The 26,440-nt window shown below is 68.5% G+C and carries 31 protein-coding genes and 1 pseudogene; 25 read left to right on the top strand and 7 right to left on the bottom strand.

What is annotated here, in order from left to right:
* The first annotated feature begins 56 nt into the window (after nucleotides 1-56).
* Nucleotides 57-1,847: an amidohydrolase family protein gene (locus tag A5773_RS19300; protein WP_067792198.1), complete on the top strand. Its 1,791-nt coding sequence runs from the start codon at nucleotides 57-59 to the stop codon at nucleotides 1,845-1,847.
* A gap of 1 nt (nucleotide 1,848) precedes the next feature.
* Entirely contained in the window at nucleotides 1,849-2,457 is a 609-nt protein-coding gene (locus tag A5773_RS19295; protein WP_067792195.1) for a TetR/AcrR family transcriptional regulator, read from the top strand.
* On the opposite strand, the gene A5773_RS19290 is transcribed toward A5773_RS19295, so the two are convergent.
* Complete coding sequence (locus A5773_RS19290; protein ID WP_066952583.1) at nucleotides 2,458-3,333, bottom strand: D-alanyl-D-alanine carboxypeptidase family protein; 876 nt, start codon at nucleotides 3,331-3,333, stop codon at nucleotides 2,458-2,460.
* A gap of 58 nt (nucleotides 3,334-3,391) precedes the next feature.
* Between A5773_RS19290 and A5773_RS19285 the strand changes: the two genes are divergently transcribed.
* The 5 genes from A5773_RS19285 to trmD all read left to right on the top strand — a co-directional run bounded on the left by A5773_RS19285 (nucleotide 3,392) and on the right by trmD (nucleotide 6,001).
* Nucleotides 3,392-3,811: a nuclear transport factor 2 family protein gene (locus A5773_RS19285; RefSeq protein WP_066952585.1), complete on the top strand. Its 420-nt coding sequence runs from the start codon at nucleotides 3,392-3,394 to the stop codon at nucleotides 3,809-3,811.
* 177 nt (nucleotides 3,812-3,988) lie between these two features.
* Nucleotides 3,989-4,513, top strand: a complete 525-nt coding sequence (gene rpsP / locus A5773_RS19280; protein ID WP_067792193.1) for a 30S ribosomal protein S16 — start codon at nucleotides 3,989-3,991, stop codon at nucleotides 4,511-4,513.
* A gap of 5 nt (nucleotides 4,514-4,518) precedes the next feature.
* Complete coding sequence (locus A5773_RS19275) at nucleotides 4,519-4,761, top strand: RNA-binding protein (RefSeq protein WP_003878715.1); 243 nt, start codon at nucleotides 4,519-4,521, stop codon at nucleotides 4,759-4,761.
* A 17-nt stretch (nucleotides 4,762-4,778) separates the two neighbouring features.
* Nucleotides 4,779-5,300 (top strand): ribosome maturation factor RimM, encoded by a 522-nt coding sequence (gene rimM, locus A5773_RS19270; protein ID WP_067792190.1) that lies wholly within the window; start codon nucleotides 4,779-4,781, stop codon nucleotides 5,298-5,300.
* Nucleotides 5,297-6,001 (top strand): tRNA (guanosine(37)-N1)-methyltransferase TrmD, encoded by a 705-nt coding sequence (gene trmD / locus A5773_RS19265; protein ID WP_067792187.1) that lies wholly within the window; start codon nucleotides 5,297-5,299, stop codon nucleotides 5,999-6,001. Before rimM ends, trmD begins: the two co-directional genes overlap by 4 nt.
* Here the strand turns inward: trmD and A5773_RS19260 are convergent.
* A complete protein-coding gene (locus A5773_RS19260) occupies nucleotides 5,998-6,966 on the bottom strand; it encodes a hypothetical protein (RefSeq protein WP_066952593.1) in 969 nt (322 codons plus the stop codon). The genes trmD and A5773_RS19260 overlap by 4 nt on opposite strands.
* Nucleotides 6,967-7,319: 353 nt before the next feature.
* Here A5773_RS19260 and rplS point away from each other — a divergent pair, with 353 nt between their 5' ends.
* The 4 genes from rplS to A5773_RS19240 all read left to right on the top strand — a co-directional run bounded on the left by rplS (nucleotide 7,320) and on the right by A5773_RS19240 (nucleotide 9,716).
* On the top strand, nucleotides 7,320-7,661 hold the full coding sequence (rplS, locus tag A5773_RS19255; RefSeq protein ID WP_066952595.1) for a 50S ribosomal protein L19: 342 nt from the start codon (nucleotides 7,320-7,322) through the stop codon (nucleotides 7,659-7,661).
* Between the two features lie 69 nt (nucleotides 7,662-7,730).
* Nucleotides 7,731-8,609 carry a signal peptidase I gene (gene lepB / locus A5773_RS19250; RefSeq protein WP_066952597.1) on the top strand — a complete coding sequence of 293 codons (879 nt, stop codon included), beginning with the start codon at nucleotides 7,731-7,733 and terminating at the stop codon, nucleotides 8,607-8,609.
* A 2-nt stretch (nucleotides 8,610-8,611) separates the two neighbouring features.
* Complete coding sequence (locus A5773_RS19245) at nucleotides 8,612-9,406, top strand: ribonuclease HII (RefSeq protein WP_066952599.1); 795 nt, start codon at nucleotides 8,612-8,614, stop codon at nucleotides 9,404-9,406.
* Nucleotides 9,407-9,410: 4 nt separating this feature from the next.
* The gene (locus tag A5773_RS19240; protein ID WP_046184425.1) at nucleotides 9,411-9,716 is read left to right on the top strand and encodes a DUF2469 domain-containing protein; all 306 of its coding nucleotides are present in this window, start codon (nucleotides 9,411-9,413) and stop codon (nucleotides 9,714-9,716) included.
* Between the two features lie 4 nt (nucleotides 9,717-9,720).
* Here the strand turns inward: A5773_RS19240 and A5773_RS19235 are convergent, their stop codons facing one another.
* A complete protein-coding gene (locus A5773_RS19235; RefSeq protein WP_066952704.1) occupies nucleotides 9,721-10,479 on the bottom strand; it encodes a GAF and ANTAR domain-containing protein in 759 nt (252 codons plus the stop codon).
* A gap of 275 nt (nucleotides 10,480-10,754) precedes the next feature.
* Between A5773_RS19235 and A5773_RS19230 the strand changes: the two genes are divergently transcribed.
* The 4 genes from A5773_RS19230 (at nucleotide 10,755) to A5773_RS19215 (ending at nucleotide 14,631) form a co-directional block, all read left to right on the top strand.
* Entirely contained in the window at nucleotides 10,755-11,735 is a 981-nt protein-coding gene (locus A5773_RS19230; RefSeq protein ID WP_066952601.1) for an SDR family oxidoreductase, read from the top strand.
* 74 nt (nucleotides 11,736-11,809) lie between these two features.
* A complete protein-coding gene (gene fdhD / locus A5773_RS19225) occupies nucleotides 11,810-12,628 on the top strand; it encodes a formate dehydrogenase accessory sulfurtransferase FdhD (RefSeq protein ID WP_067792186.1) in 819 nt (272 codons plus the stop codon).
* A gap of 114 nt (nucleotides 12,629-12,742) precedes the next feature.
* Nucleotides 12,743-13,120 (top strand): YraN family protein, encoded by a 378-nt coding sequence (locus tag A5773_RS19220; RefSeq protein WP_066952605.1) that lies wholly within the window; start codon nucleotides 12,743-12,745, stop codon nucleotides 13,118-13,120.
* Nucleotides 13,120-14,631: a YifB family Mg chelatase-like AAA ATPase gene (locus A5773_RS19215; protein ID WP_067792184.1), complete on the top strand. Its 1,512-nt coding sequence runs from the start codon at nucleotides 13,120-13,122 to the stop codon at nucleotides 14,629-14,631. Before A5773_RS19220 ends, A5773_RS19215 begins: the two co-directional genes overlap by 1 nt.
* A gap of 14 nt (nucleotides 14,632-14,645) precedes the next feature.
* On the opposite strand, the gene A5773_RS19210 is transcribed toward A5773_RS19215, so the two are convergent.
* Nucleotides 14,646-14,921 carry a DUF4190 domain-containing protein gene (locus A5773_RS19210; protein ID WP_066952610.1) on the bottom strand — a complete coding sequence of 92 codons (276 nt, stop codon included), beginning with the start codon at nucleotides 14,919-14,921 and terminating at the stop codon, nucleotides 14,646-14,648.
* 113 nt (nucleotides 14,922-15,034) lie between these two features.
* Here A5773_RS19210 and dprA point away from each other — a divergent pair, with 113 nt between their 5' ends.
* Genes dprA through A5773_RS19190 form a run of 4 tightly spaced genes read left to right on the top strand, consistent with a single transcriptional unit; the run spans nucleotide 15,035 to nucleotide 19,212 of the window.
* Entirely contained in the window at nucleotides 15,035-16,201 is a 1,167-nt protein-coding gene (gene dprA / locus A5773_RS19205; RefSeq protein ID WP_067792181.1) for a DNA-processing protein DprA, read from the top strand.
* A 32-nt stretch (nucleotides 16,202-16,233) separates the two neighbouring features.
* Nucleotides 16,234-17,085: a siderophore-interacting protein gene (locus tag A5773_RS19200; protein WP_067792178.1), complete on the top strand. Its 852-nt coding sequence runs from the start codon at nucleotides 16,234-16,236 to the stop codon at nucleotides 17,083-17,085.
* Nucleotides 17,086-17,118: 33 nt separating this feature from the next.
* Nucleotides 17,119-18,282, top strand: coding sequence for a lactate 2-monooxygenase (locus A5773_RS19195; protein ID WP_067792176.1), 1,164 nt, complete (start codon nucleotides 17,119-17,121; stop codon nucleotides 18,280-18,282).
* A 33-nt stretch (nucleotides 18,283-18,315) separates the two neighbouring features.
* The gene (locus tag A5773_RS19190) at nucleotides 18,316-19,212 is read left to right on the top strand and encodes a tyrosine recombinase XerC (protein WP_067792173.1); all 897 of its coding nucleotides are present in this window, start codon (nucleotides 18,316-18,318) and stop codon (nucleotides 19,210-19,212) included.
* A 17-nt stretch (nucleotides 19,213-19,229) separates the two neighbouring features.
* Here A5773_RS19190 and A5773_RS19185 read toward each other — a convergent pair.
* Nucleotides 19,230-19,724: pseudogene (locus A5773_RS19185) on the bottom strand (M23 family metallopeptidase); the annotation flags it as partial.
* 263 nt (nucleotides 19,725-19,987) lie between these two features.
* Between A5773_RS19185 and rpsB the strand changes: the two are divergent.
* From rpsB to A5773_RS19170, 3 genes are read left to right on the top strand one after another with little or no spacing between them, the layout of a single operon-like run.
* On the top strand, nucleotides 19,988-20,821 hold the full coding sequence (rpsB, locus tag A5773_RS19180) for a 30S ribosomal protein S2 (protein ID WP_066952622.1): 834 nt from the start codon (nucleotides 19,988-19,990) through the stop codon (nucleotides 20,819-20,821).
* An 11-nt stretch (nucleotides 20,822-20,832) separates the two neighbouring features.
* The gene (tsf, locus tag A5773_RS19175; protein WP_067792168.1) at nucleotides 20,833-21,648 is read left to right on the top strand and encodes a translation elongation factor Ts; all 816 of its coding nucleotides are present in this window, start codon (nucleotides 20,833-20,835) and stop codon (nucleotides 21,646-21,648) included.
* Between the two features lie 32 nt (nucleotides 21,649-21,680).
* Nucleotides 21,681-23,078, top strand: coding sequence for an amidase (locus A5773_RS19170; protein WP_067792164.1), 1,398 nt, complete (start codon nucleotides 21,681-21,683; stop codon nucleotides 23,076-23,078).
* Nucleotides 23,079-23,114: 36 nt separating this feature from the next.
* Here A5773_RS19170 and A5773_RS19165 read toward each other — a convergent pair whose 3' ends face one another.
* The gene (locus A5773_RS19165; RefSeq protein ID WP_066952628.1) at nucleotides 23,115-23,534 is read right to left on the bottom strand and encodes a MarR family winged helix-turn-helix transcriptional regulator; all 420 of its coding nucleotides are present in this window, start codon (nucleotides 23,532-23,534) and stop codon (nucleotides 23,115-23,117) included.
* 124 nt (nucleotides 23,535-23,658) lie between these two features.
* Here A5773_RS19165 and A5773_RS19160 point away from each other — a divergent pair, with 124 nt between their 5' ends.
* Entirely contained in the window at nucleotides 23,659-24,072 is a 414-nt protein-coding gene (locus A5773_RS19160; RefSeq protein ID WP_067792161.1) for a ChaB family protein, read from the top strand.
* Between the two features lie 96 nt (nucleotides 24,073-24,168).
* Nucleotides 24,169-24,498, top strand: coding sequence for a DUF2795 domain-containing protein (locus A5773_RS19155; protein WP_066952632.1), 330 nt, complete (start codon nucleotides 24,169-24,171; stop codon nucleotides 24,496-24,498).
* 29 nt (nucleotides 24,499-24,527) lie between these two features.
* Here A5773_RS19155 and A5773_RS19150 read toward each other — a convergent pair whose 3' ends face one another.
* A complete protein-coding gene (locus tag A5773_RS19150; protein WP_066952634.1) occupies nucleotides 24,528-25,367 on the bottom strand; it encodes a glucose 1-dehydrogenase in 840 nt (279 codons plus the stop codon).
* A 503-nt stretch (nucleotides 25,368-25,870) separates the two neighbouring features.
* Here A5773_RS19150 and A5773_RS19140 point away from each other — a divergent pair.
* Nucleotides 25,871-26,440, top strand: a 570-nt coding sequence (locus A5773_RS19140) for an MPT63 family protein (protein WP_232001899.1), incomplete at its 3' end; no start/stop codon positions are given.

The raw sequence follows: 26,440 nt of genomic DNA, 5'->3' as shown, positions 1-26,440 counted from the left end.
TGCGAGTGCTTGCTATCTATGTTACGGTCCATGTCACCACGACAACTGGAGGCAAAGTGGCTTACGACGTGATCATTCGCGAAGGGCTGTGGTTCGACGGCACCGGCAGCGCGCCGCAGACCCGCACGCTGGGTATTCGCGACGGCGTGGTGGCCACCGTGTCGGACGGGCCGCTGGACGAGACGGGCTGCCCCGAGGTGATCGACGCGGCCGGCAAGTGGATCGTGCCCGGCTTCGTCGACGTGCACACCCACTATGACGCCGAGGTGCTGCTGGATCCGGGCCTGCGGGAGTCCGTGCGGCACGGTGTCACCACCGTGTTGCTCGGGAACTGCTCGTTGTCGACGGTCTACGCCAGCTCCGAGGACGCCGCCGACCTGTTCAGCCGCGTCGAAGCCGTGCCGCGCGAGTTCGTCTACGGCGCCCTGCAGAACAAGACGTGGTCCACCGCAGCGGAATACATCAAGGCCATCGACGCCCTGCCGCTCGGGCCGAATGTCGGCTCGCTGCTTGGCCATTCGGACCTGCGGACGGCGGTTCTCGGGCTCGATCGGGCCACCGACGCCACCGTCACGCCCACCCCCGCCGAGCTGGAGCAGATGGCGGCCCTGCTGGAGGAGGCGCTCGACGCCGGGGTGCTCGGCATGTCGGGGATGGACGCGGCCATCGACAAGCTCGACGGTGAGCGATTCCGGTCGCGGGCGCTGCCGTCCACCTTCGCGACCTGGCGCGAGCGCCGCCGGCTCATCAAGGTGCTGCGCAAGCGCGGACGCATGCTGCAGAGCGCGCCCAACGTGGCGAAGCCGTCGTCCGGAATGCTCTTCTTCCTGGCCAGTAGCCGGATCCTCAACCGCGGCAAGGGCGTTCGCATGAGCATGCTGGTATCCGCCGATGCCAAGTCGATGCCGCTGTCGGTATACGTCTTCGGCCCGGGGACCCGCTTGCTGAACAAGCTGCTGGGCTCTCATGTGCGATTCCAGCATCTGCCGGTGCCGTTCGAGTTGTACTCCGACGGAATCGATCTGCCGGTCTTCGAGGAATTCGGCGCCGGAACGGCCGCCCTGCACCTGCGGGACCAGTTGGAGCGCAACGAGTTACTTGCCGACAAGGAATACCGCCGGAAGTTCCGCAAGGAGTTCGACCGGATCAAACTCGGACCGTCGTTGTGGCACCGCGACTTCCACGACGCGGTCATCGTCGAGTGCCCCGACGAGTCGTTGATAGGCAAGAGCTTTGGGGCCATCGCCGACGAGCGCAAGCTGCACCCGCTCGACGCATTCCTGGACGTGCTCGTCGAGAACGGCGAACGCAACGTCCGGTGGACGACCGTCGTGGCCAACCACCGCCCCGAGCTGCTCAACGCGCTCGCCAATGAGGGCAGCGTGCACATGGGCTTCTCGGATGCCGGTGCGCACCTGCGCAACATGGCCTTCTACAACTTCCCGATCAAGCTGCTCAAGCGGGCTCGGGACGCCTCCCGGGCGGGCGCACCGTTCATGCCCATCGAGCAGGCGGTGCATCGCCTGACCGGCGAACTGGGGGAGTGGTTCGGCGTCGACGCCGGCACGCTGCGGCAGGGCGACCGCGCGGACTTCGTGGTGATCGACCCGGCCGGCCTCAACGAAACGGTCGAGGGCTACTACGAGGAGGAGGTGCCGTTCTACGGGGGCTTGCGGCGCATGGTCAATCGCAACGACGACGCCGTCGTCGCGACCGGTGTGGGCGGGGCCGTCGTCTTCCGCGCGGGGCAGTTCAGGGACGGCTACGGCCGGACCGTGAAGTCGGGCCGCTACCTGCGCGCGGGCCAGCGACACCGGGGCCGGAGCGCCCTGAAAATCGGGGGCTGACGTGGCCAGAACCCAGCAGCAGCGTCGGGAAGAGACCGTGGGACGGCTTCTCGACGCCTGCATCGCCACCATCATCGAGGTCGGATACGCCCGGGCGTCGGCGGCCGTGATCACCAAGCGCGCCGGGGTGTCGGTGGGCGCCCTGTTCCGGCACTTCGAGACGATGGGCGATTTCATGGCCGCCACGGCGTCGGAGGTGCTGCGTCGTCAGCTCGAGACGTTCACCAAGCGGGTCGCCGAAATACCGGCCGATCGGCCGGCGCTCGAAGCCGCCCTGGCGATACTCCGCGACATCACCGCCGCCCCCAGCAATGCCGTGCTCTACGAGCTGTTGGTCGCCGCGCGCACCGACGAAAAGCTCAGGGCCACTTTGCAAACCGAGCTGCGACAGTACTCGGCGAAGATTCACGACGCCGCCCGTACGCTGCCCGGGGCCGAAAGCTTCCCCGAGGAAACGTTCCCGGTGCTGGTCGCGTTGCTGACCAACGTGTTCGACGGGGCCGCGGTGGTGGAGGGGGTGCTGCCGCAGCCGCAGATCGCCGAGCAACGGATCCCGATGCTGATGACGCTGCTGTCCGCGGCGGCGGCGGACGCGGGCCTGGCGGAATAGCTACAGCGAGCCGATGCTGGACTGCGGGCCTTGGGCGAATCCCCAGTCGAACAACGTCGCCGCCTGGTCCCAGTACGTCGGGCCGCCCTCTTTGATCAACCCGTACATCATGGCGATGACCAACCGACGGCCACCGCGGGCGGCGGCCCCGACAAAGGTCTTGCGGGCCGCGTTGGTGAACCCGGTCTTGCCGCCGATCGCGCCGGGGTAGCGCTGCAACAGCTCGTCCTGATTGGTGATGAGGTGTTCGCCGTTATCGCCGGGGAACATCGCCGACGGCTCGGCCGTGATCTGCGCGAACACCGGGTTGGCCATCGCGGCGCGGAAGATGACGGCCAGGTCGTGCGCGGTCGATGACCCGGATCCGCCTGGCCCATCGAGCCCGGACGGCGTCGCGGCATGGGTGCTCGTCGCGCCGAGCGAGGCGGCCTTGGCGTTCATCTTGGCGACCGTGACTTCGGGCCCGCCCAGCATGTGCGCCAGCGTGTTGGCGGCGTCGTTACCCGAGACCAGCAGCAGGCCGTCGAGGAGCTGACGTGCGGTGTAGGTGCGGCCCGGTTTGATGCCGACGCAATTGCACTCCACCTGGGTGTCGGCGGTGTCGGCGACGACGGTGGAGTCCAGGCTCACCGAGTCGAGGACCACCTGGGCCAGCAGCGTCTTGATCGTGCTCGCCGGCGGGTGGGCCACGTTCTGGTCGCGGTCGGCCAGCACCTGGCCGGTGTCGAGATCGGCGACGATCCAGGTCTGGGCCGGGCCGTCCGGGATCGGCACCGAGCCCACCGGCTGCATGCTGTCGGCCCGGGCCGTGGGGACGGTTGCCCCGTACGCACCCACCGTGAGCAGGGCCGCCGCTGCGGCCATGACCTTGCGCATGGCCGGAAAGTCTAACTTCCGGGCCTGTTCGGCGTCGATTTTCAGTACTGTCCGATGCATGTTGAGCCTGGCCGAGATTTCCGACCGCTTAGAGATCCAGCAGCTTCTGGTGGACTATTCCACCGCCATTGACCAGCGCCGATTCGACGACCTCGACCAGGTGTTCACGGAAGACGCGTACATCGACTACACCGCCCTCGGCGGCATCGAGGGCCACTACCCGGAGGTCAAGAAGTGGCTGTCGGAGGTGCTGCCGAACTTCCCGGTGTACGCGCACATGCTCGGCAACTTCTCGGTGCGCATCGACGGGGATAAGGCCTCGTCGCGGGTGATCTGCTTCAACCCGATGGTGCTCGGCGGGGACAAGGAGCAGGTGTTGTTCTGCGGGCTCTGGTACGACGACGAGTTCGTCCGCACGCCGGACGGCTGGCGGATGACCCGTCGGGTCGAGACCAAGGTCTTCCAGAAGGTCATGTAGGCGGCGGCCGCCGCCGCGATTTCTGGGGCGGCGCCCTGGTCTGGCACAATGGGCGGCTGTCCGCCGAGCGATTACGCATCGCTTCGTGGTCATACACGCGAGGCAAAACCGGATCCGGGCATCCCCGCCCCGATCGCTGAATTGCAGCGTGACACACACAGGAGAACCCGCTTAACCATGGCTGTGAAGATCAAGCTGACCCGGCTTGGCAAGATCCGCAATCCCCAGTACCGCATCGCCGTCGCCGACGCTCGGACGCGGCGCGACGGTCGCTCCATCGAGGTCATCGGCCGCTACCACCCGAAGGAAGACCCGAGCCTCATCGAGATCAACTCCGAGCGCGCGCAGTACTGGCTGTCCGTGGGTGCTCAGCCCACCGAGCCCGTCCTCAAGCTGCTCAAGATCACCGGCGACTGGCAGAAGTTCAAGGGCCTGCCGGGCGCCGAGGGCCGCTTGAAGGTCGCCCCGCCGAAGCCGAGCAAGCTCGAGCTGTTCAACGCCGCGCTGGCCGAGGCCGAGGGCGGTCCCACCACCGAGGCGGCGAAGCCGAAGAAGAAGTCGCCCGCCAAGAAGGCCGCCAAGGCCGCCGAGCCAGAGGCGGCGGCTGCCCCCGAGACGCCGGCGGAGCCGGCCGCTGAGGCCGCGCCGGCGGAGACGGCCGCCGAGGGCGGCGAGCAGGCCGCGCCGAGCGCCGAAAGCTGACCGACGTGAGCACCGTCGTCGTTGACGCAGTGGAGCACCTGGTCCGTGGGATCGTCGACAACCCCGACGACGTCCGGGTGGACATGGTGACCAGCCGCCGTGGCAGAACGGTCGAGGTCCACGTCCATCCCGACGACCTGGGCAAGGTGATCGGTCGCGGCGGACGCACCGCGACTGCGCTGCGCACGCTGGTCGCCGGTATCGGTGGCCGCGGTATCCGCGTCGACGTGGTGGACACCGACCAGTAGCCGCTGATGGAGCTCCGTTGGAGTTGACCGTCGGGCGCGTCGCGAAAGCGCATGGTATCGGCGGCGAGGTCGTCGTCGAGATCCGCACCGACGACCCCGCTGCCCGGTTCGCGCCGGGTAACACCCTGCGCGGCAAGCCATCCCGCGGTGGTGAAGAACGTGACTTCGTAGTCGAGAGCGCGCGCGAACACGGCGGGCGGCTGCTGTTGCGATTGGCCGGGGTGGCCGACCGGGACTCCGCCGACGCGCTGCGCGGCACCCTGTTCGTGGTCGATTCCGCTGATTTGCCCCCCATCGATGAGCCGGACACCTACTACGACCACCAACTCGAAGGGCTGCACGTCCGGACTGTTGCGGGCGACGACGTCGGTGTCGTCGCCGAGGTGTTGCACACCGCCGGGGGTGAGTTGTTGGCGGTGCGCCGAGGCGACGGTGGGGAAGTGCTGGTGCCGTTCGTCGGTGCGATCGTCACGTCGGTGTCGCTCGATGACCGCAGTGTCGAGATCGATCCGCCCGAGGGCCTGCTGGATCTCGCATGAGAATCGACGTCGTCACGATCTTCCCGAACTTCCTCGACCCGTTGCGACAATCGTTGCCGGGCAAGGCAATTCAGTCGGGACTGGTCGACCTGCGGGTGCACGATCTGCGTCGGTGGACGCACGACGTGCATCGCTCGGTCGACGACGCGCCGTACGGCGGCGGCCCGGGGATGGTGATGAAGGCCCCGGTGTGGGGCGAAGCGCTGGACGAGATTTGCTCGGAGCAAACCGTTTTGGTTGTCCCCACCCCCGCTGGTGCGTTGTTCACGCAGGCTGACGCCCAGCGGTGGAGCGCCGAGAAGCACCTGGTGTTCGCGTGCGGCCGCTACGAGGGCATCGACCAGCGGGTCATCGAGGATGCCGCCCGGCGGATGCGGGTCGAGGAGGTCTCGATCGGCGACTATGTCCTGCCGGGTGGGGAGTCGGCGGCGGTGGTGATGATCGAAGCCGTGGTGCGCCTGCTCGAGGGCGTCCTCGGCAATCCGGCGTCGCATCGCGAGGATTCGCACTCCCCGGCGCTGGACCGGCTGCTGGAGGGGCCCAGCTACACCCGGCCGCCGAGCTGGCGCGGGCTCGACGTTCCCGAGGTGTTGTTATCCGGCGACCACGCGCGCGTCGCCGCCTGGCGCCGGGAGGTCTCGTTGCAGCGCACCCGCGAACGACGCCCGGAGCTGTTGGACGAGCCCGGGCAAGAGGATTAGAGCCCGCGCCCCAACGGGTCGATTCGGCCCTCGGGAAATATCGTCCTGACCGCCCGGGTGATGGTGTCGCGGGCGGTGGCGTCGTCGGAGGGCTGCAGCGACTGCACCACCATGATGTAGCGACGGTCCGAGCCGATCACCCCGGTCGACAAGTGCATCCAGTCGCTGCCGATGCAGCACATCCAGCCCTGCTTGACCGCCACCGGTTCGGCGTACAGACCCTCCGGGATGCCGAAGCGTTGCGGGTAGCCGTCCAGCCCGTTGGGCGTGGACTGGGCCAGGTCGTCGACGATGATCTTCGCCTTGTCCGCGGGCAGCCCGCCCGACCCGTCGAGCAGCATCTCGTAGTAGCGGATCAGGTCGGTCGTCGTGCTCATGGTGTTCCACCAGCGTCCGTCGCTGGGCGGGGTGGTCGACGTGAGCCCGTAGCGGGCCGCGACCGCGGTGATGATGGCGTTCTCGCCGCCCTGGCCCCAGAACTTCTCGGCCGCGCCGTCGTCGGATGACTGCAACATGATGTCCAACGCCTGGCGGTCGTTGGCGGTCAGCGCGGCCTTGCCCTCCGATTCGTGCAGCAGCAGGTCGTCGGCGATGAACAGCTTGGCCACCGACGCGGTGCCGATGACCTGGCTGTTGCCGGTGGAGACCAGCTGGTGGGTCTTGCGATCGAGGATCGCCACCGAGAGGGCGGCTCCGCCGGCGGCGGCTTCGTCGGTTGCCTGCTGCACCCGCGCCTGCAGGCCGACGGGCCCCGGGGCGGTCAGCTGCAGTTCGGGCTGCGGTGGCTTGACCGCCTCGAGCAGGACCTCGGCCGACTGCGGGGGCGGCTGGCGCAGGCCTCGGTCGGGCGTGACGTAGACCGGGAGGCTATATACGTTGGCCTGTACCTTCGCCTCGCATCCGGCGGCCACGATCAACGCCACCGCCGCTGTGGCGGTGAACAAAATCAGCGGCCGAACGCGCATTCCTCTCCTCCGACGTGGCTCCGACGCACCCAAGCGCACTGGTGTGGGCCGCATCGCGCCACCTGTCCCGGCCATTACGCAAGGTCGGGTAGCGCGTTCTGGCCCCAGTCATATGTACCATTCACCAGCGTTTTCGGCTCGTTGCGAACCGCCTCCGACGCTGTGATTTTCGTGGCAAGCCTCCTGTCTGGCACAATTGACCAGTTGTCTCCAGCGGTTCCAGGCCGGCCGGGCCGCTTCTTGCCTGCTGCGAGATACGCCCAAGTTGCCCCAAACCATCGGCTTGGCGACTGCCTCACGTGCAGGTGAGAGCTGTTGCCGCAGGCCGCGACCGCAAGGAAGTGTCTTCTCAGATGAACCGCCTGGACTTCGTCGACCAAGCGTCGCTGCGCGACGACATCCCCGTTTTCGGCCCGGGCGACACCATCAACGTGCACGTCAAGGTCATCGAGGGCGCCAAGGAGCGTATCCAGGTGTTCAAGGGCGCGGTGATCCGTCGACAGGGCGGCGGCGTCCGCGAGACCTTCACCGTGCGCAAGGAGAGCTACGGCGTCGGCGTCGAGCGGACGTTTCCGGTGCATTCGCCGAACATCGACCACATCGAGGTGGTGACCCGTGGAGATGTCCGCCGCGCCAAGCTCTACTACCTGCGTGAGCTCCGCGGCAAGAAGGCCAAGATCAAGGAAAAGCGCTGAGCTGGGACGGCCGGGCGGCAGTCACGGTCGGTTTAGCGCGCCACAATCTGCGCTGGCTACTCTGATCTCGTGACCGAACCCACGGACTCATCTGAGCCCCAGTCCGCCCAGTCAGAGCCGAAGGTCTCCACTCAAATCCCGGACACGCCCGAAGGCGAGTCGCCGAAGGTCCCCGAACCGGGAGAGGCGCCCGACGAGGACACGCCGGAGCGCACCAAGCGATCCACGCTGCGGGAATTCGCGCTGCTGGCGGTAATCGCGGTGGCCCTCTATTACGTCATGTTGACGTTCGTGGCACGGCCCTACCTGATCCCGTCGGAATCGATGGAGCCGACGCTGCACGGCTGCGCCGGTTGTGTCGGTGACCGGATCATGGTCGACAAGGTCAGCTATCGCTTCGAGTCACCCCGCCCCGGTGACGTCATCGTCTTCAAGGGGCCGCCCTCCTGGAACCTGGGGTACAAGTCGATCCGGTCCAACAACACCGTGCTGCGGTGGGCACAGGATGCGCTGTCCTTCATCGGCTTCGTGCCTCCCGACGAAAACGACTTGGTGAAGCGGGTCATCGCCGTCGGCGGGCAGACGGTGCAGTGCCGGGCCGACACCGGCTTGACGGTCAACGGCAAGCCGCTCAAAGAGCCCTACCTGGATCCGGCCACCATGATGGCCGACCCGTCGGTGTATCCGTGCCTGGGCAGCGAGTTCGGGCCGGTCACCGTTCCGCAGGGGCGGCTGTGGGTGATGGGCGACAACCGGACCCACTCGGCGGATTCCCGCGCCCACTGCAACAGTGTCCCGACCGAGGCGCTCAAGGGCGTGTTGTGCACGGGCGATCCCGCGTCGGGGACCGTGCCGGTGTCCAACGTGATCGGCAAGGCGAGGTTCATCGTGTGGCCGCCCGGGCGATGGGGTGGCGTGTCTTCGGTGAACCCGCAGCAGCATCAGTAGCCATGACCACGACGTGGCCGCCGCGGACGGTGATCCGCAAATCGTCGGGATTGCGCACCCTGGAATCCGCGCTGTATCGCAGCGGGTTGGGGCCGGTCGCCGGCGTGGACGAAGTCGGCCGCGGCGCCTGCGCGGGCCCATTGGTGGTGGCGGCCTGCGTGCTGGGGCCTGGCCGCCTGGAAAGCCTTGCTGCGCTTGATGATTCGAAAAAGCTCACCGAGAGTGCCAGGGAGAAGTTGTTCCCGCTGATCCGTCGTTACGCGCTGGCCTACCACGTCGTGTTCATCCCCCCGGCCGAAGTGGACCGGCGCGGCGTGCACGTCGCCAACATCGAAGGCATGCGCCGCGCCGTGGCCGGCCTGTCGCTGCGGCCCGGTTACGTGCTCAGCGACGGATTCCGGGTGCCCGGCCTGCCGGTGCCGTCGCTCCCGGTCATCGGCGGCGACGCGGTGGCGGCGTGCATCGCCGCGGCCAGCGTGCTGGCGAAGGTCAGCCGGGACCGGCTGATGGTCGCCATGGACGCCGACCACCCGGGCTACGGCTTCGCCGAACACAAGGGTTACAGCACACCGGCGCACAGCACGGCGCTGACGCGGCTGGGTCCCTGCCCCGAACACCGCCACTCGTTCATCAATGTCCGGCGCGTGGCCATAGGGTCAGCAGGGTTGGGCGGCCGCGTCGTGGCCGAATGCCGACCGGACCCTCGCCCGCGCGCGGCGGATATCGGTGAGGAAAGATGGGGCCAGGATTCCCCGGGCGGAACGCCGGGGAAGTGTTTCTCCGAGAAGGACGTCTGAACAGATGAGTGCCGAGGATCTCGAAAAGTACGAAACCGAGATGGAGCTCTCGCTGTATCGCGAATACAAGGACATCGTCGGCCAGTTCAGCTTCGTCGTCGAAACCGAGCGGCGCTTCTACCTGGCCAACAGCGTGGAGATGGTGCCCCGCAACGCCGACGGCGAGGTGTACTTCGAGCTGCGACTGTCCGACGCCTGGGTGTGGGACATGTACCGCCCGGCCCGGTTCGTCAAGCAGGTGCGGGTGGTGACGTTCAAGGACGTCAACATCGAAGAGGTGGAAAAGCCCGAGCTGCGGTTGCCGGAGTAGCGAGCTAGTCGTTCTCCTGCTCTTCGGCGGGCGGCAATTGGCCGCGTCTATCGATGACCTCCCGCGCCACATCGGCCAGCTTGATGTTCAGCGTCTGGGAATGGCGCCGCAGCAGGTCGAACGCCTGCGTCTCGGTCATGTCGTGGAGCAGCATCAACATGCCGACCGCCTTGCCGATCTCGCGGTTGCTCAGCAATCCGCGGCGCAGGCTGGTGGCGTCCTCGCCCTTGGCGACCGCATTGATGGCCACGCTGGCGAACGCGGCCAGCACCGCCGCGCGCCCGGCCGACTCGGCGTCGAACACGTTGGGTGTGTCGCTGAACAGGTTGAGCGCAGCGCCTTTGCGTTTGTCCACCAACAGCCGAAAGCCCATCGCCCCGCGCACCGGGGTTTCCGCCACCAGCACCTTCGCCAGCTGCGGCCACAGCGACGGCGTCGTCAGGTCCGGGTCGATCTGGGGGGTCTCCTCCTCGATCGCGTCGATGCACGGACCGTCCCCCGAACGCCGTTCCAGCTCGTCGATCTGCCGCGCCAGTTGGTCACTGGCGCCCACGGTGACGTAGCGGTCGCCGTCGCGCACCAACAGGCTGGCGTGGTCGCATCCGCGCACGACCATGGTGGCGGCGATGCAGATGGCCGCGTACATCTGGCCGGCGTCCGAGCCCTGGTAGATGATCTCGGCCAGCGCGGCGAACACCGTCCCGGGGTCGGCCATTTCCCCGCCCGGCGTCGGCCTGCCTGCGGCCGTCGATTCGTCCGCCATGTTGTGCCTCATTCCCTGCGCATTCCGCAGTCTGACCCCGCGTTTCGATCGCCGTAGATTATCGGTCCTGGGCGCGACCCTCACACGCTGTTCGGTGCTATTGCGACGAATCCTATGCGCCTCGGCCGCCAGTCCCCGGACCGGCGAAAGCACCCGCTGACAATACGGGTACCCCAGCACCTTGCACGCACGAATCGGGGCGCTCGCGGCGGCGCCCGTTGGTGACATTTCCCACCGGGGGTTTCGGCGGGCGCCCGGCGGGAAAAAGCCTTCAAGTGGGAATTACCGTCGCGGTGACAGGGCCAACCGGCGAGATCGGCATGTCTGCGGTGACGGCGCTGGAGCGTGAACCCGCCGTGGACGCCATCGTCGGGATGGCGCGCCGGCCGTTCGATCCGTCTTCGCGCGGCTGGCAGAAGACGACCTATCAGCAGGGCGACATCCTGGACCGCGAGGCTGTCGACGCGCTGGTGGCGCAGGCCGACGTGGTCATCCACCTGGCCTTCATCATCATGGGGTCGCGGGAAGAGAGTGCCCGCATCAACCTGCAGGGCACCCGCAACGTGTTCGAGGCGACGGTCGCCAGCGAGCGGACGCGGCGCCTGGTGTACACCTCGTCGGTGGCGGCCTACGGCTATCACGGCGACAACCCGGACCCGCTGACCGAGGACGTCCCGGCTCGGGGCTCCGACGAGCATTACTACTCCGCGCAGAAGGCGGCGTGCGAGGCGCTGCTCGGCGAGATCACCAAGGACTCGCCCCTCGAGGTGTTCGTATTGCGGCCGTGCATCGTCGCCGGGCCCAATGCCACCGTCCTGGCCGACGCCATGCCGTGGAACCAGTTGCCGGGCCCGATGCGCGCCGTGGTCAAGGCGGTGCCGATTTTGAAGCCGGTCGTCCCGGACCCGGGCATCCCGTTACAGCTGGTGCACCACGACGACGTCGCGAGCGCGATCGCGCTGGCGGCCACCACTCCGGCGCCGCCCGGGGCGTACAACATCGCCGGGGAGGGCGTGGTGACGGTGGGGGATGTGGCCAGGGCGCTGGGCGGTCGCCCGGTGCGGGTGCCGGCCGTCGCGGCGTCGGCGGCGTCGGCGGCGCTGTCGCGGGTGCCGCTGGTCCCGTCCATGCTGGAATGGCTGCACACCGCGCGCACGTCGATGGTCATGGACACCACCAAAGCGCGCACCCAGCTGGGCTGGCGGCCGGTGCACTCGTCGGCGGAAACCCTGAGGGCGCTGGCTTCGGCGGTGTGACGCCGACCAGGGTAGTTTGGCTGCGTGAGGTTCCAGCGTTCCGCCGCGATCCCGGCTGACGGTGAATTCGCCTAGTGCGGCACGTAACTGCGCGCCGGCGGGTAAAGCATCTCACCGCCGGGAAAGCGATCAGCCGGCCGGAGACGCTGGTCGTCGAGGAGCCGCTGGAGATCCGGGTGAACGGCGCGGCGGTCACCGTGACGATGCGCACCCCGGGCGCGGATTTCGAACTGGCCCAAGGCTTTCTGCTCACCGAGGGGATCATCACCGGCCGCGACGACGTGCTGACCATCCGGTATTGCGACGGCGCCGTCGAGGGCACGAACACCTATAACGTCCTCGACGTGACACTGGCCGCCGGCGTCACGGTGCCGACCCTCGACGTGACCCGCAACTTCTACACCACCTCGTCGTGCGGGGTGTGCGGCAAGGCCTCGCTGGACGCCGTGCGGCTGATCGGCCGCTTCTCGCCCGGCGCGGACCCCGCCACCGTCGAGGCGGCCGCGCTCGAGGCGATGCCGGCCCAATTGCGTTCGGCGCAAAAGGTTTTCGACAGCACGGGCGGGCTGCACGCCGCGGCGCTGTTCGGCGTCGACGGCACCATGCTGGCGGTGCGGGAGGACGTCGGCAGGCACAACGCGGTCGACAAGGTCATCGGTTGGGCTCTGGAACATCGGCGGGTGCCGCTGGTCGGCTCGGTGCTGCTGGTCAGTGGGCGGGCCTCCTTCGAGTTGACGCAAAAAGCGGTGCTGGCCGGGATTCCGGTGCTGGCCGCAGTGTCCGCGCCGTCGTCGCTGGCGGTCGCGTTGGCCGAGGAGTCGGGCATCACGTTGGTGGCGTTCCTGCGCGAGGACTCGATGAACATCTACACCAGGGCGGACCGCATCGGCTAGTAGTTTGCGGCCAGTTGTGGATGTAGCCGGCACTGGGGATAACCGGCCGTCGCGGATGGGTCGCAGGCGTCGCTGCGGCACGCCGTGTCGGGGTCCTCGAGCACATTGGCTCCCATGACGACCGAAACGACTTTGACTCGGGCCCAACTCGGGGCGATGGGTGAGGCGCTCGCCGTGGATCACCTGAAGAGGATGGGATTGTCGATCCTGCAACGCAACTGGCGTTGCCGATACGGCGAACTCGACGCCATCGCCTGCGATGAGGCCACCCACACGGTGGTGTTCGTCGAGGTGAAAACCCGTACCGGGGACGGCTACGGTGGGCTGGCTTACGCGGTCACCGAGCGTAAGGTTCGCCGGCTGCGCCGACTGGCCGGCCTGTGGCTGGCCGGCCAGGACGAGCGCTGGGCGGCGCTACGGATCGACGTGATCCGGGTGCGGATCGGGCGCCGGCGCACACCCGAAATCACCCATCTGCAAGGGATCGGCTGATGGCGCTGGGTCGCGCGTTCTCGGTCGCCGTGCGCGGGGTGGACGGCCAAATCGTGGAGATCGAAGCCGACATCACCTCTGGACTGCCGGGCGTGCATCTGGTGGGTCTGCCCGACGCCGCCCTGCAGGAGTCCCGCGACCGGGTCAGGGCGGCAGTGGCCAATTGCGGCAACAGCTGGCCGATGGCGCGGCTCACGCTGGCGCTGTCCCCGGCGACGCTGCCCAAGATGGGCTCCGTCTACGACATCGCCCTGGCCGCGGCCGTCCTGTCGGCGCAACGCAAGAACCCGTGGGACCGCCTGGAGAAGACGGTACTGCTGGGGGAGCTGTCGCTGGACGGACGGGTCCGTCCGGTGCGCGGCGTACTGCCGGCGGTGCTGGCCGCCAAACGCGACGGCTGGCCGGCCGTCGTCGTCCCGGTGGACAACCTGGCCGAGGCCAGCCTGGTCGACGGCATCGACGTCTGGGGCGTGCGCACGCTGCGGCAGCTGCAGAAGTGGCTCAGCGGGTCCGCCGCCCTGGACAACAGGATCACCGCGACGGCCACCGAACCCGAGGCCGCGACAGATCTCTCCGATGTGGTGGGGCAGACGCAGGCTCGCTTCGCGGTGGAGGTCGCCGCCGCCGGGTCGCATCACCTCATGCTCACCGGCCCGCCGGGCGTCGGCAAAACCATGCTCGCGCAACGGCTTCCGGGCCTGTTACCGCCGCTGTCGGAGAGCGAGTCGCTGGAAGTCACCGCAATCCACTCCGTGGCCGGGCTGCTATCGGGGGACACGCCGCTGATCACCACGCCGCCGTTCGTGGCGCCACATCACAGCTCCAGCGTGGCGGCGCTCGTCGGCGGCGGTTCGGGCATGGCGCGCCCGGGCGCGGTCAGCCGCGCGCACCGCGGGGTGCTCTTCCTCGACGAATGCGCCGAAATCAGCGTCAGCGCGCTGGAGGCATTGCGAACGCCATTGGAAGACGGGGAGATTCGGCTCGCCCGACGCGACGGGGTGGCCTGTTACCCGGCCCGGTTCCAGCTGGTGTTGGCGGCCAACCTATGCCCGTGCGCGCCCGCCGATCCGCAGGACTGCATTTGCGCGGCGGCGGTCAAGCGTCGTTACCTGGGCAAGCTGTCCGGGCCGCTGCTCGACCGGGTGGACCTGCGGGTGGAGATGCATGCGGTGCGCGCGGGCGCCTTCTCGGGCACCGAAGCCGAATCGACGGCACAGGTTCGCCAGCGGGTGGCGCAGGCCCGCGCGGCCGCGGCCGAGCGGTGGTCACCGCACGGATTCCGCACCAACGCCGAGGTCAGCGGGGTGCTGTTGCGCCGCAAGTTCCGGCCGGGCAACGCCGCGATGACGCCGCTACAGAAAGCGCTGGACCGGGGGCTGCTCAGCATCCGCGGCCTGGACCGAACCCTGCGGGTCGCGTGGAGCCTGACCGACTTGGCCGGCGGGGTGTCGCCCGGGCCCGCGGAGGTCGCGGCCGCGCTCAGCTTCCGGCAGCCGGGAGCGCAGCGATGAGCGTCGTATCCGGGTCACCAGTACGCCTTCGCCAGCCAGTCGTTGTGCCCGCCCCGGACCGCGATCGCGACGGTCACCAGGATGGCGAACGCCCTGGCGAACTGGGCCATCGCGCGGCCGCCCTCACCGCGCTGTTCCATGTCGCGCAGCGCCACGGACGCGAGGGCGCCGCTCAGGATCGGAATGGGCAAGCCGCACCAACTGACCAGGCTCAAAGCGAACGCGGCGACCGCCCACGGGTTTACGGGGCGGGCGGGCGCGGCGAGCTGGGTCGGCTGGCAGACGATCATTGTTCGCTCCGTTCCGTGCCGGCTGCGCGATGGCGAATGGGGGTCGACGACACCACATTCCCGTACGGGCCTATACGGATCCTTGGCGAATTCTTGGACCCCGGAACACGGCGATGCTGACCGCGGTCGACGATCCCGTGCTGCGCGCCTGGGCATACCTGTCCCGGGTGGCCGAGCCGCCCTGCGCCGAGCTCGCCACCCTGGTGCGACGTGTTGGTCCGGTGGAGGCGGCCGACCGGGTCCGCCGCGGGCTGGTGGACGACGGCCTGGCGCGGCACACCGCAGCGCGGCGCGAAATCGACTGCGCCGCCGCCGACCTCGAGCTGCTCGCCCGCCGGGGCGGACGGTTGATCACCCCCGACGACGACGAGTGGCCGCTGCTGGCGTTCGCCGCGTTCGGGAATGCCCCGGCGAAAGCTCGCGGCGGGGCGCCGATGGTGTTGTGGGCGCAGGGCCCGACCCGGCTCGACGAGGTCGCGCACCGCGCCGCCGCCCTGGTGGGCACTCGCGCGGCGACGGCCTATGGCGAGCAGGTGGCCGAGGACCTCGCGGCGGGGCTCGCGCAACGCGAGGTCGCGGTCGTCTCCGGTGGCGCCTACGGCATCGACGGCGCGGCGCACCGGGCGGTGCTGAACGCGGACGGCATCACCGTGGCCGTTCTCGCCGGCGGGCTCGACATCCCCTATCCGAGTGGCCACACGGCGTTGCTGCACCGCGTGGGGCAACACGGGCTGCTTTTCACCGAATACCCGCCCGGTGTTCGGCCGGCCCGCCACCGATTCCTGACCCGCAATCGCCTGGTGGCCGCCGTCGCGGGGGCCGCGGTGGTGGTGGAAGCCGGCTTGCGCAGCGGCGCCGCGAATACGGCCGCCTGGGCGAGGGCGCTGGGGCGGGTGGTGGCCGCCGTGCCCGGGCCCGTGACGTCGTCCGCGTCGGCGGGGTGCCATGCGCTGCTGCGCAACGGCGCCGAACTGGTGACCCGGGCCGACCACATCGTCGAGCTGATCGGCCGCATCGGCGAGCTGGCGGCCGAGGAACCGCGCCCGGCGACGGCGCTCGACGGGCTCAGCGACGATGAGCGCCGGGTGTACGAGGCGCTGCCGGGCCGCGGCGACGCAACCGTCGAGCAACTCGCGGTCGTGTCGGGGCTGGCGCCCGAGCGGGTGTTGGGGCCGCTGGCGATCCTCGAGCTGGCTGGGTTGGTGCAGCGCCAGGAGGGCAAGTGGCGACTTGTGCGGGCCGCAAGGGGTCAAGCTGCATCGACGACGCGGCTCGTATAGTCGACGGGGGTCGGGCGGGGACAGGAGGACAAGTGGCGGGTCGACCTCTGCAACGCTTCGAGGTTGTCGATACCAAGGAGCTCACACCGCACATGGTCGCGGTCGTGCTGGGCAGCAAGGACTTCGACGCCTTCGTGCCCAGCAAATTCACCGACTCCTACGTCAAGTTGGCGTTCGTCGCCGACGACATCGACGTCGCGGACCTGCCCCAGCCGCTGACCCTGGACAGCTTCGCCGGCCTGCCCCCCGAGAAGAGGCCGTCGGTCCGGACCATGACCGTCCGGCACGTGGACGCGGCGGCCGGCGAAATCACGCTGAACATCGTCGTGCACGGCGAGCACGGGGTCGCGGGCCAGTGGGCCGCGGCGGCCCAGCCCGGCCAGCGCATCTACCTGATGGGCCCCGGCGGTGCCTACACACCCGATCCCGCCGCCGATTGGCATCTGCTGGCCGGCGATGAATCGGCGCTTCCGGCCATCGCCGCGGCGCTGGAAGCGTTGCCCGCCAGCGCCGTTGGTAAGGCGTTCATCGAGGTGGCGGGCCAGGAAGACGAGATTCCGCTGACCGCACCGGAAGGCGTCGAGGTGCATTGGGTCTATCGCGGCGGGCGGGCCGATCTGGTCCCCGAGGACCGCGCGGGCGACCACGCCCCGCTCATCGAGGCGGTCACCACCACGCCGTGGCTTCCCGGTCAGGTGCACGTCTTCATTCACGGCGAGGCGCAAAGCGTCATGCACAATCTGCGGCCCTACATCCGCAAGGAGCGCGGCGTGGACGCCAGGTGGGCGTCGTCCATCTCGGGTTACTGGCGTCGCGGCCGCACCGAAGAGACGTTCCGGCAATGGAAGAAGGAACTGGCCGAGGCGGAGGCCGGGGCCTCCTAGCGGCTTGAACGCCGGCTGGCATCCTCTACTCCCATGGCGCATTTCGGGGACTACCAGAACGAGATCTACTTCAAGGGCCTGGGCGGGATCGCGCCCGCGCTGCCGATAGCCTTCGCGGAGCTGGAGGCCCGGGCCGAGCGGGCCATGTCGCCGTCGGTGTGGTCCTACGTCGCCGGTGGTGCCGGCGACGAGCGCACCCAGCGGGCCAATCGCGAGGCGTTCGACCGCTGGGGCTTGATGCCCCGTATGTTCGTCGGCGCCGCCGAGCGTGACCTGTCGGTAGAGATGTTCGGCCTGACGTTGCCGTCGCCGCTGTTCATGGCCCCGATCGGTGTCATCGGCATCTGTGCTCAGGACGGCCACGGCGACGTGGCCACCGCGCAAGCCGCAGCGGTCACCGGCGTTCCGATGGTCGTTTCCACCCTGACCGCCGACCCGTTGGAAGACGTCGCCGCCCAGTTCGGCGACACCCCGGGCTTTTTCCAGCTGTACACGCCGAAGAATCGCGAGCTCGCCGCCAGCCTGGTGCAGCGGGCCGAGGCCGCCGGCTACCGGGGCATCATCGTCACCCTGGACACCTGGATTCCCGGGTGGCGTCCGCGCGATCTCCGCACGGCAAACTTTCCGCAGTTGCGCGGGCTATGCCTGAGCAACTACACCAGCGACCCGGTCTTTCGCGACGGCCTGCAGCGGCCGCCCGAGGAGGACCCGCAAGCCGCTGTGCTGCAGTGGATCACGACGTTCGGCAATCCGTTGACGTGGGACGACCTTCCCTGGCTGCGGTCGCTGACCAAGCTGCCGCTCATCATCAAGGGCATCTGCCATCCCGACGACGCCCGGCGCGCCAAGGACGGCGGCGTCGACGGCATCTACTGCTCCAACCACGGTGGCCGCCAGGCCAACGGCGGCCTGCCCGCGCTCGATTGCCTGCCGGGCGTGGTCGAGGCCGCCGACGGTCTTCCGGTGCTGTTCGACTCCGGGGTCCGCAGCGGCGCCGACATCGTCAAGGCGCTCGCGCTGGGCGCGACCGCGGTGGGCATCGGCCGCCCGTACGCGTATGGCCTGGCGCTCGGTGGGGTCGACGGCATCGTGCACGTCCTGCGTTCGCTGCTGGCCGAAGCCGACCTGATCATGGCCGTCGACGGATATCCGCTGCTCAAAGATCTCACCCCGGACACACTTCGGCGCGTCGACTGATTCAGGTCCCCGGCCCCTGCGAACGTTGCAGGCGTGGAGGCCATCCTCGAGGAGTTCGACGAATACCTGTCGCTGCAATGCGGCAGGTCGGCGCACACCCGCCGCGCCTACCTCGGCGACGTGCGCTCGCTGCTGGCCTTTCTCGACGACCGCAATGCCGGGCTGGACGGATTGAGCCTGTCCCTGCTGCGCTCGTGGTTGTCGGCCTCGGGCGCCGCCGGCGCCGCTCGCACGACGCTGGCCCGTCGCACCTCGGCGATCAAGGCGTTCACCGCGTGGGCCGCGCGGCGCGGCCTGCTGGCCGCGGACCCGGCGGTCCGGCTACAGGTGCCCAAGGCGCACCGCACCCTGCCGGCGGTGCTGCGCCAAGACCAGGCGCTCGACGCCATGGCAGCCGCGAAATCTGGTGCCCAACAAGGTGATCCGATGGCTTTGCGAGACCGGCTGATCGTCGAGATGCTGTATGCCACCGGAATCCGGGTGAGCGAACTGTGCGGCCTGGACCTCGACGATGTGGACGCCGGGCATCGGCTGATCCGGGTCCTGGGTAAGGGCAACAAGCAGCGCACCGTGCCGTTCGGGACGCCGGCCGCCGAGGCGCTGCGCGCCTGGCTGGACGAGGGGCGCCCCGCCCTGGTGACCGCCGCGTCGGGGCCGGCGCTGCTGCTGGGTGCGCGAGGGCGGCGGCTCGACGTCCGCCAGGCTCGCACCGTCGTGCACGAGACGGTGTCGGCGGTGGACGGCGCGCCCGACATGGGCCCGCACGGCCTGCGGCACAGCGCGGCCACGCACCTGCTCGAGGGCGGCGCCGACCTGCGCGTCGTGCAGGAACTGCTCGGCCATTCGAGCCTGGCGACCACCCAGCTCTACACCCATGTCGCCGTCTCGCGGTTGCGGGCGGTGCACGATCAGGCCCATCCGCGGGCGTGACGCCCCCCTCAACCCCGCAGCGGCTTGAGCCGGATCGGCGTCGACTTCACCAAACCCAACGGATCGACGTAGTGGGCGCCCGACGCCGGACCCCACATCGCGCCCCAGTGCAGACAGGCCGCGGCCCGGCAGCCGGCATGCCCGGCCTGCAACGAGCCGATGACGGTCTGGGCCGTCACCGGTTGGCCCACCCGCACCGCCGCCCGGACCGGCTCGTAGCTGGTGCGCAGCCCGCCCGGGTGGGCCAGCGAAACCACCGGCCGCCCCGCCAGCTGCCCGGCGAACACCACGGTGGCGGTGCCCGCCGCATACACCGGCTGACCTGCAGCCCCGGGCAGATCCACGCCCCGATGCCCGGGTTTCCAGTCCGGTGACGGGGCGTCGAATCCGCGGGCTTGCCCGTCCAGGGCCGGCGGCGGTCGCAACGGCCAATCCAGGCGAGCGTCGTCCGCAACCGCGGGCACCGCGCTGAGCACCGCCAGGCACAGCATCAGCCGCAAAACCCGTCGCATCGGCTCAGTTCATCGCCCCGCCTGCGGCGGCACCACTCAGGGCGGGCCGGTGCTGTGCAAAACCACCAGCGGAGTCGGTGTAAACTCCTGGTCGCAGCTCGTTCGCGGGCTGACTTCGCGCGTCCGCCCCGCGTCTCCTTAGTTCCACCAGGAGTTCGCATTGCGTGCCGGGCGGTCCCTTAACAGGGTCCGGCATCGCAGCAGGCGCCAGGGCCCGGCTTCACCCGATGCCGGGCGACAACCGACACAAGTAAGGCACGAGCATGGCCGTCGTAACCATGAAACAGCTGCTGGACAGCGGCACTCACTTCGGGCACCAGACCCGTCGTTGGAATCCCAAGATGAAGCGGTTCATCTTCACCGACCGCAACGGCATCTACATCATCGACCTGCAGCAGACGCTGACCTACATCGACAAGGCGTACGAGTTCGTCAAGGAGACCGTCGCCCACGGTGGCAGCATCATGTTCGTCGGCACCAAGAAGCAGGCGCAGGAGTCCGTCGCCGCCGAGGCGACCCGCGTCGGCATGCCGTTCGTGAACCAGCGCTGGCTGGGCGGGATGCTCACCAACTTCTCCACCGTGCACAAGCGCCTGCAGCGCCTCAAGGAGCTCGAGGCGATGGAGCAGACCGGCGGCTTCGAGGGCCGCACCAAGAAAGAAATCTTGATGCTGACCCGGGAGAAGAACAAGCTGGAGCGCAGCCTCGGCGGTATCCGCGACATGGCCAAGGTGCCCTCGGCGATCTGGGTCGTCGACACCAACAAGGAGCATCTCGCGGTCGCGGAGGCCCGCAAGCTGAACATCCCGATCATCGCGATCCTGGACACCAACTGCGACCCCGACGAGGTCGACTACCCGATCCCGGGTAACGACGACGCGATCCGCTCGGCCGCGCTGTTGACCAAGGTGATCGCTTCCGCGGTCGCCGAGGGCCTGCAGGCCCGCGCCGGGGTCGGCCGCACCGACGGCAAGCCCGAAGTCGAGGCCGCCGAGCCGCTGCCCGAATGGGAGCAGGAACTGCTGGCCTCCGCTGCTGCCAGCGCCCCCACCGACGTCGCTGCGGGCGCACCCGAATCGACCACTGAACCCTCCTAGGGAAGGCTGATATGGCCAACTTCACCGCCGCCGACGTCAAGAAGCTTCGGGAGCTCACCGGCGCCGGCATGCTCGACTGCAAGAACGCGCTGGCCGAGAGCGACGGCGACTTCGACAAGGCCGTCGAGGCGTTGCGCATCAAGGGCGCCAAGGACGTCGGCAAGCGCGCCGAGCGCGCCACGGCCGAAGGCCTGGTCGCGGCCAAGGGCGGCGCGCTGATCGAGCTGAACTCCGAGACCGACTTCGTCGCCAAGAACGCCGAGTTCCAGAAGCTCGCCGATGACATCGTCGCGGCGGCGGCCGAATCCAAGGCCACCGATGTCGAGGCGCTCAAGGCTGCCGCTACGGGCGGTAAGACGGTCGAGCAGGCCATCGCCGACCTGTCGGCCAAGATCGGCGAGAAGCTCGAGCTGCGCCGTGTCGCGTACTTCGACGGCACCGTCGAGGCCTACCTGCACAAGCGGGCGGCGGACCTGCCGCCGGCCGTCGGGGTGCTGGTGGAATACAGCGGCTCCGACGTCGAGGCCGCGCACTCGGTCGCGCTGCAGATCGCCGCGCTCAAGGCGCGCTTCTTGTCACGCGACGACGTCCCCGAGGACGTGGTGGCCAGCGAGCGCCGTATCGCCGAGGAAACGGCCAAGGCCGAGGGCAAGCCGGAGCAGGCGCTGCCCAAGATCGTCGAAGGCCGGCTGAACGGCTTCTTCAAGGACTCCGTGCTGCTGGAGCAGCCCTCGGTGTCCGACAGCAAGAAGACGGTCAAGGCCCTGCTCGACGAGGCCGGCGTGACGGTGACGCGGTTCGTGCGCTTCGAGGTGGGGCAGGCCTAAGCCCCGCGCGGGCGCGGGCTAGCGTCGGTTAAATGCGACACGTGCATGCGTTCGGCGACGACGCCCTCGGTGATCTGGACGCGGTCGGGCTCGCCCACGCGATACAGGCCGGCTGGGTCAGCAGGGCCGAGGTGGTCGAGGCCGCCATCGCCCGCACCGAGGCCGTGGATCCGATCCTCAACGGCCTGGCCTATGCGGCCTTCCAGCAGGCGCGAACCGCCGCGGCGGCGAACGGCTTCTTTGACGGCGTCCCGACGTTTCTCAAGGACAACGTCGACATCGCCGGCCAGCCGACGATGCACGGCACCGACGCGTGGACTCCGTGGAATGCCACCTCCGACGGCGCATTCACCCGGTTGTTCCTGGCCACCGGGCTGGCCCCGGTGGGCAAGACGCAGCTGTCGGAATTCGGTTTCAGTGCTTCGGCCGAACACCCCCGGCTGGGTCCGGTCCGCAACCCGTGGAACACCGACTACAGCGCGGGCGCATCCTCGTCGGGCTCGGGTGCGTTCGTTGCCGCCGGTGTGGTGCCGATCGCCCACGCCAACGACGGCGGCGGCTCCATCCGCATCCCTGCCGCCTGCAACGGGCTTGTCGGGCTGAAGCCGTCACGTGGGCGGCTGCCGCTGGACGCCCACCTGCGCCGGATGCCGGTGGGCATCGTCGCCAACGGTGTGGTGACCCGTTCGGTGCGTGACACGGCGGCGTTCTACCGGGAGGCCGAACGGATTTGGCGCAATCCGAAACTGGCACCGGTCGGTGACGTCGTCGGACCCGGCAGGCAGCGGCTGCGGATCGCCGTGCTGACCCGGTCGGTGCAACGCGACTGCAGCCCCCAGGTGCGCGAGCTGACGCTGAAGTCCGCCGGCCTTCTCGAGGAGCTGGGGCATCGCGTCGAATACCTCGACGAGCCCCCGGTGCCGGCCAGCTTCGTCGACGATTTCGTCCTTTACTGGGGATTCCTCGCGCTGGCCCAGGTGCGCACCGGGCGGCACATGTTCGGCAAGACGTTCGACCGCAGCCGGCTGGACAGCCTGACGCTCGGGCTGGAGCGACACACCGCCCACAACATTCATCGACTGCCGCTGGCGATCATGCGCCTGCGCCGAATCCGCAGGCGCACCGCACAATTCTTCGACACCTACGACGTAGTGCTCACCCCGACGCTCGCCGACGAGACGCCCCGCATCGGCTATCTGGCACCCACCGACTACCACCAGGTCATCGAGCGGCTGATCGACTGGGTCTCGTTCACCCCGTTGCAGAACGTAACCGGCGAGCCGGCGGTCTCGCTTCCGTTGGCGCAGTCCGACGAAGGCATGCCGGTGGGCATGATGTTCTCGACCAACATCGGGCAGGAGGCGCTACTGCTCGAGCTGGCCTACGAACTCGAAGAGGCCCGACCATGGGCCCGGATCCAAACCGCTTGATCTGCGGCCTCGGCGGCGGCCCGCTTCGCCGCGGGGTCAGTCGGACCCGAGCTTGTCGAGCATCCGCTTGAAGTCGCGCTGCTGAGTTTCGGTCAGCTTGGCCAAGATGCGCGCATCGGCGGTCCGCACCGCGCCTTCGGCGCGTTTCAAAAGGGCGCGGCCCTGACCGGTCAGCGTGGCCGGTAGCGCGCGACCGCTGGACACAGATGTCGGACGGGCGACGGCGCCGATGTCTTCCAGCTTGCGCAGCACCGTGTTCATCGCCTGCGGTGTGACTCCGGCCTGCCGGGACAGTTCGGCGCTCGACATCCCCGGAACCAGGGAAAGCATGCGGAGGCAGACGAATTCGGGCAGCGTCAGGCCGAGCGGGCCCAATACCGCGGAAACCTCCGGTCGCAGCAGGCTGGCCACCCGGTACAGCAGGTAACCAAGCGGGGCGTCTTCGGCCTGAACCATGTCAATGATATTGACATATTTTCGGGCTCTGGACGCGGCTTCGCTGGGCGAAGTGCTGATTGCCGGCCCGTCGATGGGGTAACCGAGTGTCACTCGCACCGCGCGTGCGTATCAGGAGGTTTTCATGCCGAAGACGACGAAAGGCGGCAAGCCGAAGAAGGACGAACTGCCGAGCACTTTGCGGCGTTCCAACGCCAAAGCGCAACGCACGTTCGCGAAAACGCATGACGCAGCGGCCGACGAATACGGCAGCGAAGAGCGCGCGCACCGGGTGGCGTATTCCGCCCTTAAGCACAGCTTCGAAAAGATCGGCGATCATTGGGAGCCCAAAGAACAGAAGGGCCCGTCCGACGAGCGCGCCAAGAGCGGCGGGCCGCGTGCCTCCGGCCCGACGGCCGAGGGGGTGGACGCCAACGCGAGCAAGAAGCACCTGCTCGACGTGGCCCGCCGACTCGACGTGCGGGGCCGGTCGAAGATGAGCAAGGCGGAGTTGGTCGACGCGATCATGAAGCACAACCGCAGAGTCCGCGGCCGTTGAGAAAGGCGTTTCACGGCCGCGCCGATGTGACCGAGACGTCACCCCGGGGCCGGGTTTAGCGGTTTAGCCCTTTGGGCACCGGGCATCCCGACAGCCATGGTTGCGTCCGTTAGTCCCAATCAGCTGCGTCAATGCTTCACCGATGTGGACTTTCCGGCGAACAAGCAGGATCTGCTTGACGCCGCCGATCGCAATGGCTGCGACGACGACACGATCCGCGCCCTGCGCAGCATTCCGCCCGAGACCTACAACAATGCCGCCCAGGTCCTCGCGTCGGTCACCATCATCGACGATCGCGACCTCGGCGACGCCGACAAGGCCGCGGCTCGTCGCACCCACACCAAACCAGGGCTGGCCGAAAACGCAAAAGACATCCCCGCTTCGAGCCCGATCGTCGAGGAACTGGGCGAGAACCGGGGCTCCTGAACCGTCCGCAAGTGCAAAGCGATGCGGCGCTAGAGAATTGGCCGGCCTCCGGTGACGGCCACCCGCGCGCCGGAGATATAACTGGCGTCGTCGGAGGCCAACAGCACGTAGATCGGCGCGAGTTCGGCGGGCTGGCCGGCGCGGCCGAGCGGCGTGTTGTCGCCGAACGACTCAACGCTGTCCGGGGGCATGGTGGAGGGGATCAACGGTGTCCAGATCGGGCCGGGCGCGACGCTGTTCACCCGAATCCCCTTCTCGCCCAGCAACTGAGCGAGGCTGGCCGAAAAGTTGGCGATCGCCGCCTTGGTGGCGGCGTAGGGCGCCAGCGTCGGATTGGGCGTGTCGGAGTTGACCGACGAACTGCCGATGATCGACGCCCCCGCGTTCATGTGCGGCACCGCCGCCTTGGTGAGATAAAAATATGCGCCGACATTGAGCCGGAACGTGTAATCCCATTCCTCATCGCTGATTTCGTCAAGGCTCTTGTGCATCATCTGGTAGGCCGCATTGTTGACCAGGATGTCGATGCCGCCGAATTCTTCGACGGCCCGGTCGACGACGGCGCGGCAATGCGCAGCATCGGAAAGGTCGCCGGACACCAGGACGCATTTGCGCCCGGCGTCTTCCACGTAGCGCGCGACGTCGCGGGCGTCGTCGTCCTCGTCGAGGTAGGAGATCAGCACGTCGGCGCCTTCGCGCGCGAAAGCGATAGCGACCGCGCGGCCGATGCCGCTATCACCCCCGGTGATGATCGCCCTTTTGCCGGTGAGCTTTCCCGAGCCCTGGTAAGTGTTTTCGCCGCAGTCGGGCACGGGGTTCATCCGGCTCTGCACACCCGGGGCGGTCTGTTGCTGAGGCGCAAAGCCCATCTGATTCCTCCATTGGTGGTCGAATCCGGTCTAAGGTTCGCGTGTCATCGGGCGGCCCGCGGGAACGTCGGGGTCGTCGTCGGCCGGAGGCTCGGGATCGCGCCATTCCTCGGCGCGACTTGGCCGGTTACCGCGCAGCGTGCCATCCAATTCGTGCTTGAGTTCGTCGTCCTCGCGGGGACTGTGTTTAGCGCTTCCGCGTCCATCGACGGCCCCTTTCGTCTGGTCGGATTTCTCCCGCTCTGACTACCCGCCACAGCCGGGGCTAATCGTGCGCCTAGAGCGTCGTCGCCCAAGTCATTCGACGTGAATAGCGATACGGATGTTAAAAACTGATGCGAAAGATACTGTCCAGCAAAACAACACCGTTTCGCCAGCTGACCGGCCGAAAATCACGAATAAACCGGGCGCATATGTTTAAAGCGGGCAGCAAGGGGCTATTTGCGGCCTATGTGCGTATTGCCCTTCTGGGGGGCGATTGTTCGACACGAAAGGAATGAGCAATGAAGGTCACCAAGACCGCGCTGAAGACAGCTGCCGCTGCCGGGGGGATTGCGGCGGCAGGGATTTTCGCGGCGGTGCCGGCTTCTGCCGCGCCGCCCAACATCCAGGGCTTCGGCACCAGTGAGCAACTCGTGGACGGGCCGCTGGTCACCAACTACACGGTGAGCAACCTGCAGCCGAGCAATGTCTCGATTCCCGGCTACACGCCCAAGGGGACGCTCTACCAGGCGGACGTTACCGCTCGGTCGGACGGCGGGCTCGTTACCCCGATGGTGAACGACTTCATCGCCCGCGGGCCCAACGGCCAGAACTACCGGGTGATCGACAAGGTGGGGGCCCCTAACGGCCTCAACCCGGCGCCGATCGCGCAGGGTAGCGAGTCGACCGGGACGCTGTACTTCGACGTGACCGGCGCGCCGCCCAACGGCGTGGTCTACAACGACGGCATGCAAGACGTCCTGATGTGGACGTCGAACGTGCAGGGTAGCTCGGCGCCCGGCGCTCCCAGCCGCTCAGTCCTCCGCCCTGACCGCTGCGCCGATCCTCCATCGCCGCCCGCGCCCGCTCGG

Source organism: Mycobacterium sp. 852014-52450_SCH5900713 (genome assembly GCF_001667075.1).
Taxonomy (GTDB): Bacteria; Actinomycetota; Actinomycetes; order Mycobacteriales; family Mycobacteriaceae; genus Mycobacterium.
The sequence above is the reverse complement of the archived record's forward strand: the minus strand, read 5'-3'. Positions and strand labels throughout refer to the sequence as shown.

Coding starts and splice junctions, on each gene's coding strand:
- A5773_RS19290 (WP_066952583.1), bottom strand. CDS start 3,333: ATGCGCAAGGTCATGGCCGCAGCGGCGGCCCTGCTCACGGTGGGTGCG.
- A5773_RS19285 (WP_066952585.1), top strand. CDS start 3,392: ATGTTGAGCCTGGCCGAGATTTCCGACCGCTTAGAGATCCAGCAGCTT.
- rpsP (WP_067792193.1), top strand. CDS start 3,989: ATGGCTGTGAAGATCAAGCTGACCCGGCTTGGCAAGATCCGCAATCCC.
- trmD (WP_067792187.1), top strand. CDS start 5,297: ATGAGAATCGACGTCGTCACGATCTTCCCGAACTTCCTCGACCCGTTG.
- A5773_RS19260 (WP_066952593.1), bottom strand. CDS start 6,966: ATGCGCGTTCGGCCGCTGATTTTGTTCACCGCCACAGCGGCGGTGGCG.
- rplS (WP_066952595.1), top strand. CDS start 7,320: ATGAACCGCCTGGACTTCGTCGACCAAGCGTCGCTGCGCGACGACATC.
- A5773_RS19245 (WP_066952599.1), top strand. CDS start 8,612: ATGACCACGACGTGGCCGCCGCGGACGGTGATCCGCAAATCGTCGGGA.
- A5773_RS19240 (WP_046184425.1), top strand. CDS start 9,411: ATGAGTGCCGAGGATCTCGAAAAGTACGAAACCGAGATGGAGCTCTCG.
- A5773_RS19235 (WP_066952704.1), bottom strand. CDS start 10,479: ATGGCGGACGAATCGACGGCCGCAGGCAGGCCGACGCCGGGCGGGGAA.
- A5773_RS19220 (WP_066952605.1), top strand. CDS start 12,743: ATGACGACCGAAACGACTTTGACTCGGGCCCAACTCGGGGCGATGGGT.
- A5773_RS19215 (WP_067792184.1), top strand. CDS start 13,120: ATGGCGCTGGGTCGCGCGTTCTCGGTCGCCGTGCGCGGGGTGGACGGC.
- A5773_RS19210 (WP_066952610.1), bottom strand. CDS start 14,921: ATGATCGTCTGCCAGCCGACCCAGCTCGCCGCGCCCGCCCGCCCCGTA.
- dprA (WP_067792181.1), top strand. CDS start 15,035: ATGCTGACCGCGGTCGACGATCCCGTGCTGCGCGCCTGGGCATACCTG.
- A5773_RS19195 (WP_067792176.1), top strand. CDS start 17,119: ATGGCGCATTTCGGGGACTACCAGAACGAGATCTACTTCAAGGGCCTG.
- rpsB (WP_066952622.1), top strand. CDS start 19,988: ATGGCCGTCGTAACCATGAAACAGCTGCTGGACAGCGGCACTCACTTC.
- tsf (WP_067792168.1), top strand. CDS start 20,833: ATGGCCAACTTCACCGCCGCCGACGTCAAGAAGCTTCGGGAGCTCACC.
- A5773_RS19170 (WP_067792164.1), top strand. CDS start 21,681: ATGCGACACGTGCATGCGTTCGGCGACGACGCCCTCGGTGATCTGGAC.
- A5773_RS19165 (WP_066952628.1), bottom strand. CDS start 23,534: ATGGTTCAGGCCGAAGACGCCCCGCTTGGTTACCTGCTGTACCGGGTG.
- A5773_RS19160 (WP_067792161.1), top strand. CDS start 23,659: ATGCCGAAGACGACGAAAGGCGGCAAGCCGAAGAAGGACGAACTGCCG.
- A5773_RS19155 (WP_066952632.1), top strand. CDS start 24,169: ATGGTTGCGTCCGTTAGTCCCAATCAGCTGCGTCAATGCTTCACCGAT.
- A5773_RS19150 (WP_066952634.1), bottom strand. CDS start 25,367: ATGGGCTTTGCGCCTCAGCAACAGACCGCCCCGGGTGTGCAGAGCCGG.